Genomic DNA, 17,655 nt, shown 5'->3' with positions numbered 1-17,655 from the left:
GAAGCCCTGAGTTAACACTCAGGGCTTTTTTTCGTCTCCTGATTGATTATTGCGTTCTGAGCAAAAATCCTCTGCATCATCCACTCTTTTTCTCCTCCATCCGTATCGCCATAATCCTCTTTACTATCAAAACAAAGGATTTAAGAGGAACACTATGTCTATACCTGCATTTGGTCTTGGTACTTTCCGTCTGAAAGATGACGTGGTCATTGCTTCGGTAAAAACCGCGCTGGAACTGGGTTATCGCGCCGTTGATACCGCACAAATCTACGATAACGAAGCCGCTGTGGGTCAGGCGATTGCCGAAAGCAACGTACCGCGTGAAGAGATCTTTATCACCACCAAGATCTGGACTGAAAATCTGAGCAAAGAGAAACTGATCCCAAGCCTCAAAGAGAGCCTGAAAAAGCTGCGCTCGGAATATGTCGATTTAACACTGGTTCACTGGCCATCTCCGAACGATGCGGTATCCGTCGAAGAGTTCATGCATGCGCTGCTGGAAGCTAAAAAACAGGGGCTGACGCGTGAAATCGGTATCTCGAATTTCACTATTCCATTGATGGAGCAGGCGATAAGCGCGGTGGGTGCTGAAAATATCGCGGCCAATCAGATTGAGCTTTCCCCGTACCTGCAAAACCGGAAAGTGGTGGACTGGGCGAGTGAGCACGGCATTCACATCACCTCTTACATGACGCTGGCTTATGGCAAAGCGCTGAAAGATGAAACCATTGTGCGTATTGCCACCAAACATAATGCTACGCCAGCACAGGTGATTCTGGCATGGGCGATGGGTGAGGGTTACTCGGTTATCCCTTCTTCTACTAAACGTGAAAACCTGGCAAGTAACCTGCTGGCGTTGAAACTGCAACTGGATGCCGAAGACAAAAAAGCGATCGCAGCCCTGGATTGCAACGATCGCCTGGTCAGTCCGGAAGGCCTGGCACCTGACTGGGATTAACTCTCCTGTGTGCGGGGAGCAAAACTGCCCGCATGTTCACTCAGGAAATCAATGAATGCCCGGATACGCGGACTCACCGCTTTATCACTGTAATACACTGCGCTAAACGGCATTTCGACCGGCACCCGTTGTTCGGCGAGTAGCTCCACGAATTCTCCCCGCTCCAGTTCCTTTGTAATCATATAATCCGACAGACACGCAATCCCATTCCCGTTCAGGCAGAGTTGTTTAATGGTTTCTCCGCTATTGGACGACAGTCCGCTGGTAATTTCATGCAACTGGCCATCGCAACAGGAGACTGGCCAGGTATTGAGCGTTACCGGCTCGGTAAAGCCTAAACAAAGATGATCCTTAAGGTCGGCGACGGTTTCAGGTTTACCGTAACGCGCAATGTAGTCCGGTGAGGCGACTATCTTACGATAGCTAGTAAATAGCGGCCTGGCGCGCAGGCTGGAATCGCTTAACGCCCCCGCGCGAATGGCCACATCGACCTTTCTCTCAATCAGATTGATAAATGTCTCCGAGGAGACCAGCGAAAGTGTGATCTCCGGATAGCGTTCGCGAAAGGGCTTAATCAGCGGCGTCAGAAAATTGAGCGTCACGGGCGTCGCGGCATCGACTCGTAGCACTCCACGAGGTATGCGACGCGTCTCCATAACTTCATCCTCAGCCGCCGCCATCTCCTGAAGAATTACCTGTACACGGCGGAAATAGCGTTCGCCTTCTTCTGTCAGGCTAAGCTGGCGCGTCGTCCGGTTGAGCAGGCTGACACCCAGCTTAGATTCGAGTTTTTTTACGGCACGGCTGACTGCTGAGTTAGCCTGGCCAAGTTGCTCCGCCGCACGGCTGAAGCTACCGCTTTCGACGACGGCAACGAAAATAGCGATTTCTTCTGAGGTTGCTTTCATTGTTGCACCTGATGCAAAATTCAATTGAGATTTTGATGGTTTTTGTTATTAAAACATCCCGGCATACTTCGTGTCATCTTAATACTGAATGATGTGGAGTAAATTATGCCTCTGGCGCTACTTGCGTTGACTATCAGTGCCTTTGCGATAGGCACTACGGAGTTCGTCATTGTTGGACTGGTGCCAACTATCGCTGACCAGCTTTCTATCTCTCTGCCGTCCGCCGGCCTGCTGGTTTCTATCTATGCATTAGGTGTCGCCATTGGCGCACCGGTTCTGACTGCGCTCACCGGTAAACTGCCGCGCAAACAGCTGCTGCTGGGGCTGATGGTGCTGTTTACGTTGGGTAACCTGCTGGCCTGGCAGGCTCCCGGCTATGCCACGTTAGTATTAGCTCGGCTTATGACGGGTCTGGCGCATGGCGTATTCTTCTCTATCGGCTCAACAATCGCCACCAGTCTGGTGCCCAAAGAGAAAGCCGCATCTGCGATTGCCATTATGTTTGGCGGACTGACCGTCGCGCTGGTGACTGGCGTACCGTTAGGCACATTTATTGGTCAACACTTCGGCTGGCGTGAAACATTCCTTGCGGTCTCCATACTGGGCGTGGTTGCCTTAATCGCCAGTGCGATTCTGGTGCCGAATAATATTCCCAATCGTGCGCCAGCCAGCCTGCGCGAACAGGTTAAGGTGCTGACACATCCGCGTTTGCTGATGATTTATGCGGTGACCGCGCTTGGCTACGGTGGCGTATTTACGGCGTTCACTTTCCTTGCGCCGATGATGCAAAACCTGGCCGGTTTTACACCGAGTGCAGTGAGCTGGATCTTACTGGGATACGGGGTTTCTGTGGCAATCGGCAATATCTGGGGCGGTAAACTGGCAGACAAACATGGTGCAGTTCCGGCGCTGAAATTCATTTTTGCTGCGCTGATGGTTTTGCTGCTGATCTTTCAGTTCACCGCCTCGATGCAGTATGCCGCGCTGGCGACGGTGCTGGTGATGGGGATATTTGCTTTCGGTAACGTTCCGGGTCTGCAGGTCTATGTGGTACAGAAAGCGGAGGAGTACACGCCTTCAGCGGTTGACGTGGCTTCCGGGCTTAACATTGCAGCCTTTAACATTGGCATTGCACTGGGGTCTATTATCGGCGGCCAAACGGTAGAGCATTATGGCCTGGCGCAAACCCCGTGGATTGGCGCTGTGATTGTACTGGTTGCTCTGTTGCTGATTGGCCTGAGCGGTCGCCTGGATAAGACGCCCCGCGTAGTATTAGGCTAATACAAAACGAGTAAGCACTTGCTTACAGAAGTTCACACAGCTTTATCGCGATTGGCGTTGAAACTGTAAGCAAAAATCCCTATAACTGAAGAACCACCCTGGAAACAGGTTGGTTCTTTGTTTATTGAGGTCAAAAAAAGAAAGTGCGAAAAAATACCTATGCTATGCGTTACATCGCCGGTCAACCTGCGGAGCGAATTTTGCCTCCGCCTGGGATGTATGCAGGTATGGGGCAGGCACTGCCCGCGGGCACCCCGTTAAGTACTGAAGAAAATATTCGCGTTCTGGTGTGGAATATCTTTAAGCAGCAGCGAGCTGAATGGTTGTCGGTGCTGAAAAATTTTGGCAAAGATGCCCACCTGATGCTGCTTCAGGAAGCGCAAACCACGCCTGAGCTGGTAAAGTTTGCCACCACCAACTATTTAGCCGCGGATCAGGTTCCTGCATTCGTCCTGCCACAGCATCCCTCTGGTGTGATGACGCTCTCTTCTGCGCAACCGGTCTATTGCTGCCCGCTGCGCGAGCGCGAACCTATTTTGCGCCTGGCAAAATCTGCGTTAGTGACTGTTTACCCACTTCCTGATTCCCGTCTGCTGATGGTGGTCAATATCCATGCGGTGAATTTCAGCCTCGGCGTCGATGTCTACAGTAAACAACTGCTGCCCATTGGCGATCAGATTGCGCACCACAGTGGCCCGGTGATTATGGCCGGTGATTTCAATGCCTGGAGCCGCCCGCGCATGAATGCGCTCTATCGCTTTGCCCGCGAAATGTCGCTGCGCGAGGTGCGTTTTTCCGATGACCAGCGTCGCCGCGCGTTTGGTCGCCCGCTCGATTTTGTCTTCTATCGTGGTTTAAACGTGCACGACGCATCGGTTCTGGTGACGCGTGCTTCCGATCATAACCCGCTACTCGTCGAATTCAGTCCCGGCATACCTGTCAAATAGAGGTGCGTCAGGTCTGCCATGGGCAGACCTGATCCTTCAGCGCTGCCCTTAATTTCAAACACAACCAAGGACAGCACAATGACAACACATTCCCACCATGACAACGTTGAAAAGCAGTTTGGCTCTCAGGCGAAGGCCTATTTAACCAGTGCGGTACATGCCTCTGGCCGGGATCTGCAACGCCTGAAAACTCGTCTGGCGGATTTCCCCGAAGCTCACTTGCTGGATTTAGGCTGCGGTGCCGGGCACGCCAGTTTTGTCGCAGCGGGTGAAGTCGCGCAGGTCACGGCTTATGATTTATCCAGCCAGATGCTGGCGGTGGTCGCTCAGGCGGCAACGGAGAAGGGGCTGGATAACGTCTCTACCCGTCAGGGCTATGCCGAATCGCTGCCTTTTGAAGCGGCGAGTTTTGATGTGGTGATGAGCCGCTATTCGGCGCACCACTGGCACGACGTGGGTCAGGCCCTGCGGGAAGTGAAGCGAGTGCTGAAGCCGGGCGGTACGCTGATTATTATGGACGTGATGTCTCCTGGACACCCGGTACGTGATATCTGGCTGCAAACGGTTGAAGCGTTGCGCGACACCTCGCACGTTCGTAACTACTCCAGCGGCGAGTGGCTGGCGCTGGCGGCAGAAGCCGGGCTGGCGGTGGATAACCTGATTACCGACAGATTGCCGCTGAATTTCGCTGCGTGGGTTGAGCGTATGCGCACGCCTGCAACGCTGTGCGAGGCGATACGGGTCTATCAGGAGAGTGCGTCTGCGGAGGTGAAAACGTGGTTTGCATTACAGCAGGATGGCTCCTTTACCAGCGATACCATCATGTTTGAAGCGCATAAAGCACGCTAGAAACAAAAAAGGCACCGGAAACGGTGCCTTTTTGCTTATTTGCCGATCAGGAATCCGGACGGTCGTTGTTTTTCACAAACAACGTTAGCTGATCGCCAGGTTTCAGGTTGTCAGTATCATCGTTCCAGCGCATCACATCTTTGATGTTCACGCCGTGACGTTTAGCAATACTGGACAGCGAGTCGCCTTTACGCACGCGATAGGTAATGCTATCGCTGTTTTTAGCAAGCAGCGCTGCGCTGTTACCTGCGCCAACCGTTAAGCTCTGACCAATCTTCAGATTATTGCCGCGCAGGTTATTCCACTGCTTCAGGTCGCTCGTTGACACGCCGAGACGTGATGCGATACCTGACAGGGTGTCACCTGAGCGCACTTTATAGCTGCGGCTCTGCAATGGCGTATTGTCAGCAACCAGCGTTGGCTGGACTGCGGCAATATCACCTGATGCCAGCGATTCACGCAGCTGGTCAGCATGCTTCTGTGGCACCATCACATACTTCGGGCCACTTGCGCCCAGCGTGGAGCCTTTTACGCCCGCGTTGAACGTCTTCAGCTTGTTGACTGAAATACCCGCCATATCGGCCAGTTGTTTCATCTCAACAGGGCTATCGAGACGTACTCGCGCCAGTGCACGGCTTTCATCTGGTGTTGGCAGTCGCACACCGTAACGTTTACTGTTTTTGAGAATATCGCTCAAAGCCAGCATTTTCGGTACGTAAAGCTTGGTTTCCTGAGGCAGCGGCAGCGACCAGAAATCGGTGGGTTTACCACGCGCTTTGTTCGCTTTCATTGCCTTCATTACACGGCCTTCACCGCTGTTGTACGCCGCCACGGTTAATAACCAGTCGCCGTCAAACATCTTGTTAAGACGCTGCATCATATCCAGCGCTGCTGTTGTGGAGGCAACAACATCGCGACGTGCGTCATAACTGCGGGTCTGTTTCAGACCGTAATTGCGCCCTGTGCTCGGAATGATCTGCCAAATGCCTGCAGCATTGGCGCCAGACGTTGCGTGCGGGTCAAAAGCGCTCTCCACTATGGGTAGTAATACCAGTTCCATAGGCATGTTACGTTTCTTAACTTGCCCGGCTATCCAGTACATATACGGCTCTGCCCGTAAAGTTACATCGTGGAGATAGCTCTTATTGCTTAAATACTTCTGTTTCTGTTCGCGAATCCGGGTATTTTCCGGAATTCCCATCTTTAGCTCGTCGCCAATGGAAGCCCACAAGTCCTGATCCTGCGCGTAGAATGTCCCATCGTCCATCCACCGCGCCTGACTTGCAAACTTACCCGCTTCTCCTTGACTAGCCGCAGAAAGGCTCTGTGCGTGCTGTTGGATATTGCCATCGTGCTTTGACGCCTGGCACCCCACGAGCAGGACAGAGGCGAGTAATATCGCTTTTGCCTTCATGTGTGTGTCAATAGTTGCTTAAAAGACGACCGATCATAACGGCGAACTTTTCAAAACGCAACCGTGAAGTATCAGAAGTTGTCTTTCTTTGCCCTTAACCATGCAAAACGCTCAGAAGGTTGTAGCAATTTTGTTTCTTTTGAAATTTCATTAATAAAATCAACATTATCAGTTCTCAAAAAAATATTATTTCGACGTTCATTTTTCAGAGTAACGGGGAGTGTCTTTTGATTTTTAGCACGTAACTCCTTAACTTCTCGATAGTATTCATTTATGAACAAATCATGCGGTAGGATACTCACGGCAAACTTCATATTTGATAAAGTGTACTCATGTGCACAACAAATTAACGTGTCGTCAGGGAGTGCGCTTATTTTTTTAAGTGATTGATACATCTGGCTTGCTGTACCTTCAAAAAGCCGCCCGCAGCCGCCAGAGAACATAGTGTCGCCACAAAACAGATAAGGCATGTTAAAGAAACAGATATGTCCTAAAGTGTGACCTGGCGTGGCGATAATACAAAATTCATGTCCGAGAACGGACACATTGTCTCCCTCTGCGACCACTTTAGTGGTTCCCTTATCTTGCGTTTCGGCAGGGCCATAGACCTCAATATGTGGAAAATGCTGACGCAATTCGGCCACGCCTCCCACATGATCGGCATGGTGATGAGTCAGGAAAATCGCTTCCGGCTGCCAGTTGTTTTCTTTTATTGCACGCAGAACCGGTGCGGCCTCGCCGGGATCGACAATCAGGCAGCGGCCTGCGTCGTCGCTCAGAACCCAGATGTAGTTGTCCTGAAATGCGGGAATACTGTTAAGATTCATAAAATACCTCTTAAAACGAACGGAAGGTTGTGATGAAACCGGCAAGGATACCTCAAACAGTCGCAGCGCCCGGTCATTGGGCTGAAATGCCCTGGGGTGAGTATTATCGCGAGGCGCTGGAGCGTCAACTGAAACCCTGGCTTACGAAACTCTATGGTTTTCATTTGCTTAAAATTGGGAACCTGAGCGCAGAAATTAACACGGAAGCCTGCGCTATCTCGCATCAGGTTAACGTCTCGCTGGAGGGTAAACCGATTCAGGTAAAAGCCGACCCACTGCAATTACCCTTTGCCGAGAAGTCGGTCGATGCCTGCCTGCTGGCGCATACGCTTCCCTGGTGTTCTGATCCTCACCGCATGCTGCGGGAAGCAGACCGCGTGCTGATTGACGACGGCTGGCTGATCATCACCAGCTTCAACCCCATCAGCCTGGTCGGATTACGCAAGCTTGTCCCGCTGTTGCGCAATAAAATCCCGTACAACAGCCGCATGTTTACCCTCACGCGTCAACTGGACTGGCTGGCATTGCTTAATTTTGAAGTACTGCATCAGGGAAGGGTACAGGTTTTGCCCTGGACGAAGCAGGGCGGAAAACTGTTAAGTACGCATCTGCCGGCATTAGGTTGCGTGCAATATATTGTGGCGCGTAAACGAACGATTCCCTTGACGCTAAACCCGATGAAGCAGAATAAAGCGAAAGGCCGCATCCCACAGGCTGTGGGGGCGACCCGGCAATATAAAAAGCCAAACGCTTAAACCTCTGGCTGATATCCGATGTCTTCCTGAGTCGGTGATGATGCCGCCGCGCGCGCCAGCTCATCACAACGTTCGTTCTCCGGATGCCCGGCATGGCCTTTTACCCACATCCAGCGAATTTCGTGCTGACCCAGCGCCGCATCAAGACGTTTCCACAGATCGACATTCTTAACAGGTTTTTTATCTGCGGTTTTCCAGCCGCGCTTCTTCCAGTTGTGGATCCATTGTGTGATCCCCTGACGTACGTACTGGCTGTCGGTGCTTAATACCACTTCACAGTGTTCTTTCAGCGCCTCGAGTGCGACAATTGCTGCCATCAGTTCCATGCGGTTGTTGGTTGTCAGATAATAGCCTTCACTGAAGGTTTTCTCCTTCTGACGATAGCGTAAAATGGCGCCATAGCCGCCAGGCCCTGGATTACCGAGGCACGAACCATCGGTGAAAATTTCTACCTGTTTAAGCATCTCTGGTAGACTTCCTGTATTGAAATCGACACGTAAACGACAAGTCTGACATAAATGACCGATATGAGCACTGCAATTACACGACAGATCGTCCTCGATACGGAAACCACCGGTATGAACCAGATCGGGGCGCACTACGAAGGGCACAAGATCATCGAGATCGGTGCCGTCGAGGTGATTAACCGTCGTCTGACCGGAAACAATTTCCACTTTTATCTCAAACCCGATCGGCTGGTGGACCCGGAAGCGTTCGGCGTTCACGGGATTGCCGATGAGTTCCTGCTGGATAAGCCGACCTTTGGCGAGATTGCCGACGAGTTTATGGATTACATCCGCGGGGCTGAACTGGTCATCCATAACGCATCGTTCGATATCGGCTTTATGGACTACGAGTTTGGCAAGCTGAATCGCGGCATTCCGAAGACCAATACGTTCTGTAAGGTAACCGATAGCCTGGCGCTGGCGAGGAAAATGTTCCCCGGCAAGCGTAACAGCCTCGATGCCTTATGTTCACGTTACGAAATCGATAACAGCAAGCGTACTCTGCATGGAGCTTTACTCGATGCCCAAATCCTGGCCGATGTTTATCTGCTGATGACCGGTGGCCAGACATCGATGGCGTTTTCGATGGAAGGCGAGGGGCAGCAGCAGGCTGGCGATGTCGGGATTCAGCGCGTTACCCGTGCTGGAAGCAAACTGCGTGTTGTTTTTGCCTCTGACGAAGAGCTGGTGGCGCACGAGTCCCGTCTCGATCTGGTGCAAAAGAAGGGTGGAAGCTGCCTCTGGCGAGCGTAAAACCTCTGTTTTTGCTGTGAAAATAGTCATTTGGGCGATTTTTGCAGCAAACGATTTAAAACGTCATAAAAAGCGTTGACGATTCCGAGGGTAACCCGTAATATTCGCCTTGTTCCCAAGGGAACACAGCGGAGCGGTAGTTCAGTCGGTTAGAATACCTGCCTGTCACGCAGGGGGTCGCGGGTTCGAGTCCCGTCCGTTCCGCCACTATTCAAAAGGCCTGAATCAGCAATGATTCAGGCCTTTGTCGTTTCTGAAATAAAGGATAGTTTTCCTCACCCCAACCTAAACTCATCCGCATCCCGCCATGCCGGAAACTTCTCTCTGTATTCCTCTAATGCCGTCATCGACAACTCGGCATCAATACGCGTTGCCTGATGCGCATCGGCGGTGGCGATAATCTCGCCCTGTGGGTTAATCACCCGGCTGTCGCCACGGTAGTGGTGCCCGTTGCCATCGGTGCCGACACGGTTACAGCCTGCTACATATGCCTGATTCTCAATCGCGCGGGCGACCAGTAGCGCCTGCCAGTGCAGGGAACGTGGTGCTGGCCAGTTGGCGACGTACAGGGCGAGGTCGTAATCGTCGCGATTGCGTGACCACACCGGGAAGCGCAGGTCGTAACACACCAGCGGCAGTATGCGCCAGCCGCGCCATTCAAACACCACGCGTTCGTTGCCCGCTTCATAGTGATGATGCTCATCCGCCATGCGAAACAGATGGCGCTTATCGTAAAAGTGCACATCACCTTGCGGTTCGACCAGTAAAAAGCGGTTCACCGGGCCGCGATCGGTTTGTAGTGCCGCGCTGCCTGCAATCAGGGCGTTGGTACATTGTGCCTGCTTCTGCATCCACGAAATCACCTCCTCCTGAGAAGGTGACTGTTTCGCGGCTTCCATGGCAAAACCGGTGGTAAACATCTCCGGCAGGACAATGACATCGCGCCCGCTGATCTCTTCCAGTTGACGATCGAAATGGCGCAGGTTGGCAGGGCCATCCATCCACACCAGCGGTTGCTGCAAAAGTGTAATTTTCAAACCAGGCACGGCGGTCAACTCCTTTATTGCAGGGGGCTTTTATAACTTTAACACCTTATCAGGCTGTTGCCGTGCTGCGGAATATTTCGATAAAAAAAGCGGTTATTGGAAATATCTGATTTGCATTTGGCTAGCTTGCCGCTCACTCTTAAGAGGATGAACAACAAGGGCAGGATAAGCCCAGGAGGAATGATGTATAAGGCAATAACCGCTGTCGCTGCGCTGGTCTTTGCAACCAGCGCCATGGCGCAGGAAGATGTAACCATCAGCAGTCTGGCAAAAGGTGAAACGACCAAAGCGGCGTTTAACCAGATGGTGAAAGGGCACAAATTGCCAGCATGGGTGGTGAAAGGGGGAACGTATACCCCTGCGAAAACCGTCACGCTGGGTGATGAATCTTATCAGGTAATGAGCGCATGTAAGCCGCATGATTGCGGGACCGAACGTGTGGCGGTGCTGTGGTCTGAAAAGTCTAAGCAGATGACCGGCCTGTTCTCGACCGTTGATGAAAAAACGTCGCAGGAAAAATTAACCTGGTTGAACGTGAATGATGCGCTGTCTATTGACGGCAAAACGGTGCTGTTTGCGGCGTTGACTGGCAGTCTGGAAAATCACCCGGACGGTTTTAATTTTAAGTAATCGGTGTGTTCGAGCCTGAAAAACATTGCCCGGTGGCGCTGCGCTTACCGGGCTTGAGGTTAACAGATAACAAAACGGAGCCATTCGGCCCCGTTTTTACATTACGCAGCTTCAATCTTGCGGACTTTCTCCGGCAACTTTACCGGTTTGGTCGCCAGCGCGTCAGCGTCGAAATCATCCACGTTAATACTGCGCAGACGGCTCTCTTCAGCCTTGATGAGAATATTGGCTTCTTCCTGATCGATAAGCCCTTTCGCCAGTGCGTTACGCGCCAGCTCATCCAGACGGGTAAACGGCAGGTTTTTGCCAATCTCTTTGCAGATCCGCTGGTGGATAGGATCTGCCGCCATCACATCAATTAACGCTTCTTCCAGCAAACCGACCGGGTTATGTTCGCTCGGCGTCAGATACTGACCACGGCCAATACGGGAGCGCGTGGCACATGGCGTTTGCAGGATCTTCGCCACCTGATGGTCCAGCTTATCCGACGGCGCATGATAATGGCGACCAGTCGGGAAAATAACCACGCTCAGCGCCCCGGCCACAAAGCGGTTCGGGAAGTTCTTCAGTAAATCATCTATCGCCTGCTCTGCCTGATACAGCGCATCCTGCACGCCCCAGTGAACCAGCGGTAAATCGGCTTCGTTACGCCCTTCATCGTCATAGCGTTTCAGTACCGCAGAGGCGAGATAGAGCTGGCTCAGCACATCACCCAGACGTCCGGAGATACGTTCGCGGCGTTTCAGGCTGCCGCCAAGTACCGCCATTGACACGTCAGAGAGCAGCGCGAGGTTGGCGCTCAAACGGTTCAGATGCTGATAGTAGCGACGCGTCTGGTCATGCGTCGGCGTGGCGCTGGTTAAGCCGCGCGTCAGGCCAAGCCAGAAGCTGCGCACTTTATTACTGCCCACATGGCCGATGTGTTTAAACAGCAGGTTATCAAACGCTTTCACGTCTTTGTTCTGCGCGGCGGCCATTTCGTCCAGCACATACGGATGGCAGCGAATCGCGCCCTGACCGAAGATCATCATGCTACGGGTCAGGATGTTCGCGCCTTCAACGGTGATAGCAATCGGCGCGCCCTGGTAAGCACGGGCGAGGAAGTTGCCTTCGCCGAGCATAATGCCTTTACCGCCGGCGATATCCATTGCATCAATAATTGACTGCTGACCACGGTGGGTACAGTGATATTTCACAATCGCCGACAGTACCGCCGGTTTTTCGCCGAGCATTATGCCATAGGTAATTAACGATGCAGCCGCATCCATTACGTACGCGTTGCCGCCAATGCGCGCCAGCGGCTCTTCAATCCCTTCCATTTTACCAATGGAGACTTTGAACTGACGGCGGATATGCGCATACGCCCCGGTCGCCAGCGCCACTGATTTCACGCCGCCCGTCGAGTTCGACGGCAGGGTGATCCCACGGCCAACTGACAGACACTCAACCAGCATACGCCAGCCCTGTCCGGCCATTTTCGGGCCGCCGATGATGTAGTCGATAGGGACGAAGATATCCTGACCACGGGTCGGGCCGTTCTGGAACGGTACGTTCAGCGGGAAGTGGCGACGGCCAATTTCCACGCCCGGCGTGCTGGTCGGAATCAACGCACAGGTGATGCCCAGATTCTCTTCGCCGCCCAGCAGTTTATCAGGGTCGGTGAGTTTAAATGCCAGCCCCAGCACGGTGGCGATAGGTGCCAGCGTAATGTAGCGTTTGTTCCAGGTCAGGCGCATCCCCAGCACCTGCTCGCCCTGCCATTCGCCCATGCAGACAACGCCGGTATCCGGAATGGCGCCCGCATCGGAACCCGCTTCCGGGCTGGTCAGCGCAAAGCAAGGGATCTCTTGCCCACGCGCCAGGCGCGGCAGATAGTGGTTTTTCTGCTCTTCAGTACCGTAATGCTGTAACAGCTCCCCCGGCCCTAATGAGTTCGGTACGCCAACGGTGATCGCCAGAATCCCCGACACGCCGGAAAGTTTTTGCAGCACACGCGCCTGAGCATAAGCGGAGAACTCCAGCCCGCCGTACTCTTTCTTGATGATCATCGCGAAGAAGCGATGCTCTTTCAGATACGCCCACAGTTCCGGCGGCAGATCCGCCATTTCATGGGTAATTTCGAAGTCGTTTGCCATACGGCAGGCTTCTTCTACCGGGCCGTCGATAAACGCTTGTTCTTCCGCTGTCAGGCGTGGCTGCGGATAGTTATGCAGCTTTTTCCAGTCCGGGTTACCGCGGAACAGGTCGCCTTCCCACCAGGTGGTACCGGCATCAATCGCTTCTTTCTCCGTGCGCGACATCGGCGGCATCACCTTACAGAAGGTGCGGAACACCGGCGCAGAGATCATCGCGCGGCGCATGGAAGGTACGTTGAACGGCACCAGAATAATTGCCAGCGGCACCAGCAGCCAGATATTCCACAGCCCTGCGGCGCCGAGTGCAGCGGTCCAGGCCAGTAATATCAGGCTGCTCAGCAGCAGGCTGATGCGGTGATAGAAGAGCACACCGAGTAAAGCAATGGTTGCAACAATACTCAAAATCATCATAGAGAAATGCTCCCTGTCTTGTAGGAGGTCTGACCACTTGTGATAGTATTGTTCTAGTTGATGTCATTTCTTTTAGCAATGTGATTACAAAATAATTACAACTCAGCTCACATTGTTGCCGCTTTCATAGGCACCAAAAATCAAAAGCCATCGGGAAGTGGTGGGCTTTAGCTTCTCGCTGCTGATGCTATCCGGTACACTGTGAAAAAGTTATTTCACCCATACTGAAGGATTATCCTCATGTACCAGGATCTTATTCGTAACGAACTGAACGAAGCGGCAGAAACGCTGGCTAACTTCCTGAAAGATGAAGCCAATATCCACGCGATTCAGCGTGCAGCGGTGCTGCTGGCCGACAGCTTCAAAGCGGGTGGTAAAGTGTTATCTTGCGGTAACGGTGGTTCCCACTGTGACGCGATGCACTTTGCTGAAGAGCTAACGGGCCGCTATCGCGAGAACCGTCCGGGCTATCCGGCGATTGCGATTTCCGATGTCAGCCACCTCTCATGCGTGAGCAATGATTTCGGTTATGAATATGTCTTCTCTCGTTACGTCGAATCCGTTGGCCGCGCAGGTGACGTCCTGCTGGGGATCTCCACGTCAGGCAACTCCGGCAACGTGATCAAAGCGATTGAAGCAGCGCGTGCGCAGGGGATGAAAGTGATCACCCTGACCGGTAAAGACGGCGGCAAAATGGCGGGCTCTGCGGATATCGAAATTCGCGTGCCGCACTTTGGCTATGCCGATCGCGTTCAGGAAATTCACATTAAAGTGATCCATATCCTGATTATGCTGATCGAAAAAGAGATGGTTAAAGCGTAAGAACGACGGGGCTTCGGCCCCGATTAGCGGTGGGGGTGTAGAATGTGTGAACTGCTCGGGATGAGCGCAAATGTGCCAACCGATATCTGCTTCAGTTTTACCGGGCTGGTTCAGCGCGGTGGCGGCACCGGCCCGCATAAAGATGGCTGGGGAATCACCTTTTACGAAGGCAAAGGGTGTCGCACATTCAAAGATCCCCACCCAAGCTACCAGTCACCGATTGCCAAACTGGTGCAGGAATATCCGATAAAATCCTGTTCGGTGGTGGCGCATATCCGTCAGGCTAATCGTGGCAACGTGGCGCTGGAAAACACCCATCCGTTTACCCGAGAGCTGTGGGGACGCAACTGGACCTACGCCCACAACGGCCAACTTGACGGTTATAAATCGCTGGAAACCGGCAACTTCCGCCCGGTCGGCGAAACCGACAGTGAAAAAGCCTTTTGCTGGTTGCTGCATAAGCTCACTGAGCGTTATCCGCGCACGCCGGGCAATATGCCTGCAGTATTTAAATATATCGCGACGCTCGCCGCACAATTGCGCGAAAAGGGCGTATTCAACATGCTGTTGTCCGATGGACGCTATGTGATGGCGTTCTGCTCCACCAACCTGTTCTGGATCACCCGGCGGGCGCCATTTGGCGTAGCGACACTGTTGGATCAGGACGTGGAAATTGATTTTCAGCAGGAAACGACCGCCAACGACGTGGTCACAGTGATCGCGACACAGCCGCTGACGGGGAACGAAACCTGGCAAAAGATTATGCCAGGCGAATGGCGATTATTTTGCCTCGGGGAGCGTGTAATTTGATGCCAGCTGCGGCTGCACCACTTCGTGGCTCAGCGGCTTGCTGACGACATAGCGCCCGTCAACCACAGAAACGATAGGCGGCTTATGCGTCTGCTGGAAGTAGTCATACCCCGGCTTCAACTGCTGCCAGAAATCTTTATAGGTTGAGTATTTATGACGTTCCATATTGGCATCGTTCATGCGGAACGGATAAATGCTCACCTGCACGCTCTGCTGGCCGAAGACTAACGCCCCAGTCACAAACTGGAAAATCTCATCAATACCGGAATCGGTCATCGCGTAGCAACCCACCGACACGCATGCGCCGTGGATCATCAAATATTTCCCTTCATAACCGTGTGCGCGGTCATAAGCATTAGGGAAACCGATGTTAATGGCTTTGTAGAAGCGGCTGTCCGGTTTGAGCTGGCTACGTTGTACAGAGTAGAACCCTTCCGGGCTTTTGAAGTCACCCTGGCGACGTTTCGGGCCCAGCCCGCCGGAGTAATTACAGATGCGATAGCTATCAAGGAGTTGATACGTTTCGCCCATTTTGACGTACAGGTCAAGTGCGCGTTCTTCTTTGAAGATCTGAACGTAAACCGGTGAACCCATTAACTGTTGCTTATATTCTTTACTGACCGGCGTCATCGGGCTGTTGCTGCTCAGCAACCCGGCAAATGACATGCACGGCATGAGAAGCATCGCAATGAAAAATGCGATTTTGCGCATACTACGTGTTCCTTGATAAACAAAAACAACATGCCAGGAAGGCAAGAGAGAGACAAAATCAGAGTTATCTGTCTTTAGAGACGCTCACATTAGCATCACAGCATTTTTTCGCAAGAGGGGGATTATGGAGTTTACATTTAAGTTTTCATCCTCTCGCTAAAAACATCACATAACAGGCCTCAATATCAACAGATTGCGTACCCAAACCACGCCTGGCAAGCCATGCGCGCTCAGGCAAAAATGTCGATGCTTTGCGTAATAGCTCGCATTTTAGAGCGAATTCAGCGGAACTGCTGCCGGGCACGGTAATATAGTGTTAAGATTCATTAACGTTATCATTCTGGGGGAAGCATGCCTTTTTTATATGGCTATCCTGTCTGATTCGTTCCTCAACGTCTGACAGACACCCTCAGGTGGTGGAAGTGTAAGAAAGGATGCGTTTCTCTCCTCATCGCCCATCATGGAAAGATTCGGGGTTAATACCGCCACCCCTTTCTTTATGTATCGTTAATCACAACGCTGGCCTTAACGGATACCTGCTAACAGTATGATTAAAATAACAAAGGGTCTCGATATTCCCCTTGCGGGCGTACCCGAACAACAACGCATCGATAATGTCCCGGTGACGCGCGTCGCGGTGAAAGGCGATGATTATGTCGGCCTGCGTCCGTCAATGGCCGTGCAGGAAGGCGATCGCGTACTGAAAGGACAACTGCTTTTCGACGATAAAAAAATCCCCGGCGTGCGCTTCACTGCGCCAGCCAGCGGCATCGTCAGCGCCATTCATCGCGGTGAGCGCCGCGTACTTCAGTCCGTTGTCATTGATATCGATGGCGATGAGGCGGTCGAATTCCCCCATTTTGCTGCTGATGAGCTGGCAACGCTGCCGCGCGAAACTGTCGAAGCACAATTGATTGCTTCTGGTTTATGGACCGCAATGCGCACCCGCCCATTCAGTAAATCGCCGGTGCCGGGCACGCAGCCTGCGGCAATTTTTGTCACGGCAATGGACACCAATCCTCTGGCCGCCGATCCGCAGCCGATCATTCTTGCCCAGCGTGAAGCATTCGACGCGGGCCTGACGCTGCTCACGCGCCTCACCGACGGTAAGGTGCACGTCTGTCAGGCGAGCGGCGGCAAACTGGGTGGGCATCCGTGTGGACAGGTGACGTTTAATCAGTTTACCGGGCCGCATCCCGCGGGGTTAGTCGGTACGCACATTCACTTTCTTGAGCCGGTAAGCCTCGAAAAACAGGTCTGGCACCTGAACTACCAGGACGTCATCGCTATTGGCAAACTCTTCCTCGATGGTGAGTTGTGGGTGGAGCGTGTGATAGCGCTCGGCGGGCCGCAGGTGAAACAGCCGCGCCTGCTGCGTACGCGTCTGGGCGCCTCGCTGGAGGAACTCACGCAGGGCGAATTACTGGAAGGCGAAAACCGCGTGTTGTCCGGTTCCGTACTCAACGGCAGCCAGGCGGTTGGCCCGCAGGCATTCCTTGGGCGTTTTCATCTGCAGGTGAGCGTGCTGAAAGAAGGGCGCGAAAAAGAGCTGCTTGGCTGGGTTGCGCCAGGCCGCGACAAATTTTCCATCACCCGTACTACGCTCGGTCACTTCCTGAAGCGCAAACTCTTTAACCTCTCCACCGATACCCACGGCGGCGCACGCGCGATGGTGCCGATTGGCAACTATGAGCGCGTCATGCCGCTGGATATTTTGCCGACGATGCTGCTACGTGACCTGCTGGCGGGCGATTCCGACAGCGCGCAGGCGCTGGGCTGCCTTGAGCTGGATGAAGAAGACCTGGCGCTTTGTACCTACGTCTGCCCTGGGAAATATGAATATGGCCCGGTGCTGCGCAGCGTGTTAACCCAAATTGAGCAGGAAGGATAAG

Annotated in this window: 17 protein-coding genes and 1 tRNA gene; 11 read left to right on the top strand and 7 right to left on the bottom strand. The window is 53.0% G+C overall.

Annotated features, from left to right (window positions below):
- The first annotated feature begins 154 nt into the window (after window positions 1-154).
- Complete coding sequence (dkgB, locus tag NMC31_RS23550) at window positions 155-958, top strand: 2,5-didehydrogluconate reductase DkgB (RefSeq protein WP_253899263.1); 804 nt, start codon at window positions 155-157, stop codon at window positions 956-958.
- Here dkgB and yafC read toward each other — a convergent pair.
- Window positions 955-1,866 (bottom strand): DNA-binding transcriptional regulator YafC, encoded by a 912-nt coding sequence (gene yafC, locus NMC31_RS23545; protein ID WP_253899262.1) that lies wholly within the window; start codon window positions 1,864-1,866, stop codon window positions 955-957. The genes dkgB and yafC overlap by 4 nt on opposite strands.
- Window positions 1,867-1,971: 105 nt before the next feature.
- On the opposite strand from yafC, the gene NMC31_RS23540 reads away from it, so the two are divergent.
- The 3 genes from NMC31_RS23540 to NMC31_RS23530 all read left to right on the top strand — a co-directional run bounded on the left by NMC31_RS23540 (window position 1,972) and on the right by NMC31_RS23530 (window position 4,943).
- Window positions 1,972-3,147, top strand: a complete 1,176-nt coding sequence (locus NMC31_RS23540) for an MFS transporter (protein ID WP_253899261.1) — start codon at window positions 1,972-1,974, stop codon at window positions 3,145-3,147.
- A 143-nt stretch (window positions 3,148-3,290) separates the two neighbouring features.
- Window positions 3,291-4,094 (top strand): endonuclease/exonuclease/phosphatase family protein, encoded by an 804-nt coding sequence (locus NMC31_RS23535; protein WP_041686313.1) that lies wholly within the window; start codon window positions 3,291-3,293, stop codon window positions 4,092-4,094.
- 78 nt (window positions 4,095-4,172) lie between these two features.
- The gene (locus NMC31_RS23530) at window positions 4,173-4,943 is read left to right on the top strand and encodes a class I SAM-dependent methyltransferase (RefSeq protein WP_253899260.1); all 771 of its coding nucleotides are present in this window, start codon (window positions 4,173-4,175) and stop codon (window positions 4,941-4,943) included.
- A gap of 46 nt (window positions 4,944-4,989) precedes the next feature.
- Here NMC31_RS23530 and mltD read toward each other — a convergent pair whose 3' ends face one another.
- Both mltD and gloB read right to left on the bottom strand, forming a co-directional pair.
- Window positions 4,990-6,357 (bottom strand): murein transglycosylase D, encoded by a 1,368-nt coding sequence (mltD, locus tag NMC31_RS23525; protein WP_253899259.1) that lies wholly within the window; start codon window positions 6,355-6,357, stop codon window positions 4,990-4,992.
- A 71-nt stretch (window positions 6,358-6,428) separates the two neighbouring features.
- Complete coding sequence (gene gloB, locus NMC31_RS23520; protein WP_253899258.1) at window positions 6,429-7,184, bottom strand: hydroxyacylglutathione hydrolase; 756 nt, start codon at window positions 7,182-7,184, stop codon at window positions 6,429-6,431.
- Window positions 7,185-7,216: 32 nt separating this feature from the next.
- Between gloB and NMC31_RS23515 the strand changes: the two genes are divergently transcribed.
- A complete protein-coding gene (locus NMC31_RS23515; protein WP_253899257.1) occupies window positions 7,217-7,939 on the top strand; it encodes a class I SAM-dependent methyltransferase in 723 nt (240 codons plus the stop codon).
- Here the strand turns inward: NMC31_RS23515 and rnhA are convergent.
- Window positions 7,936-8,403, bottom strand: a complete 468-nt coding sequence (gene rnhA, locus NMC31_RS23510; RefSeq protein ID WP_149464919.1) for a ribonuclease HI — start codon at window positions 8,401-8,403, stop codon at window positions 7,936-7,938. The genes NMC31_RS23515 and rnhA overlap by 4 nt on opposite strands.
- A gap of 63 nt (window positions 8,404-8,466) precedes the next feature.
- Between rnhA and dnaQ the strand changes: the two genes are divergently transcribed.
- Together dnaQ and NMC31_RS23500 are read left to right on the top strand one after the other, a co-directional pair.
- Window positions 8,467-9,198, top strand: a complete 732-nt coding sequence (gene dnaQ / locus NMC31_RS23505; protein WP_149464920.1) for a DNA polymerase III subunit epsilon — start codon at window positions 8,467-8,469, stop codon at window positions 9,196-9,198.
- Between the two features lie 130 nt (window positions 9,199-9,328).
- Window positions 9,329-9,405 (top strand) — tRNA-Asp (locus NMC31_RS23500).
- A 68-nt stretch (window positions 9,406-9,473) separates the two neighbouring features.
- On the opposite strand, the gene NMC31_RS23495 is transcribed toward NMC31_RS23500, so the two are convergent.
- A complete protein-coding gene (locus tag NMC31_RS23495) occupies window positions 9,474-10,244 on the bottom strand; it encodes an amidohydrolase (RefSeq protein ID WP_253899256.1) in 771 nt (256 codons plus the stop codon).
- A 183-nt stretch (window positions 10,245-10,427) separates the two neighbouring features.
- Between NMC31_RS23495 and ivy the strand changes: the two genes are divergently transcribed.
- A complete protein-coding gene (gene ivy / locus NMC31_RS23490) occupies window positions 10,428-10,874 on the top strand; it encodes an Ivy family C-type lysozyme inhibitor (RefSeq protein ID WP_253899266.1) in 447 nt (148 codons plus the stop codon).
- 101 nt (window positions 10,875-10,975) lie between these two features.
- On the opposite strand, the gene fadE is transcribed toward ivy, so the two are convergent.
- Window positions 10,976-13,420, bottom strand: a complete 2,445-nt coding sequence (gene fadE, locus NMC31_RS23485) for an acyl-CoA dehydrogenase FadE (protein ID WP_253899255.1) — start codon at window positions 13,418-13,420, stop codon at window positions 10,976-10,978.
- Between the two features lie 240 nt (window positions 13,421-13,660).
- On the opposite strand from fadE, the gene lpcA reads away from it, so the two are divergent.
- Window positions 13,661-14,242 carry a D-sedoheptulose 7-phosphate isomerase gene (gene lpcA / locus NMC31_RS23480; RefSeq protein ID WP_015965778.1) on the top strand — a complete coding sequence of 194 codons (582 nt, stop codon included), beginning with the start codon at window positions 13,661-13,663 and terminating at the stop codon, window positions 14,240-14,242.
- 42 nt (window positions 14,243-14,284) lie between these two features.
- On the top strand, window positions 14,285-15,052 hold the full coding sequence (locus NMC31_RS23475; protein ID WP_149464924.1) for a class II glutamine amidotransferase: 768 nt from the start codon (window positions 14,285-14,287) through the stop codon (window positions 15,050-15,052).
- Here the strand turns inward: NMC31_RS23475 and dpaA are convergent.
- Window positions 15,023-15,763 carry a peptidoglycan meso-diaminopimelic acid protein amidase gene (gene dpaA, locus NMC31_RS23470; protein ID WP_149464925.1) on the bottom strand — a complete coding sequence of 247 codons (741 nt, stop codon included), beginning with the start codon at window positions 15,761-15,763 and terminating at the stop codon, window positions 15,023-15,025. The genes NMC31_RS23475 and dpaA overlap by 30 nt on opposite strands.
- Before the next feature lie 547 nt (window positions 15,764-16,310).
- Here dpaA and NMC31_RS23465 point away from each other — a divergent pair.
- Window positions 16,311-17,654 carry a Na(+)-translocating NADH-quinone reductase subunit A gene (locus tag NMC31_RS23465; RefSeq protein ID WP_253899254.1) on the top strand — a complete coding sequence of 448 codons (1,344 nt, stop codon included), beginning with the start codon at window positions 16,311-16,313 and terminating at the stop codon, window positions 17,652-17,654.
- Window position 17,655 lies beyond the last annotated feature (1 nt).

It is taken from the genome of Pseudocitrobacter vendiensis, assembly GCF_943590815.1.
Classification (GTDB): domain Bacteria; phylum Pseudomonadota; class Gammaproteobacteria; order Enterobacterales; family Enterobacteriaceae; genus Pseudocitrobacter; species Pseudocitrobacter vendiensis.
The sequence above is the reverse complement of the archived record's forward strand: the minus strand, read 5'-3'. Positions and strand labels throughout refer to the sequence as shown.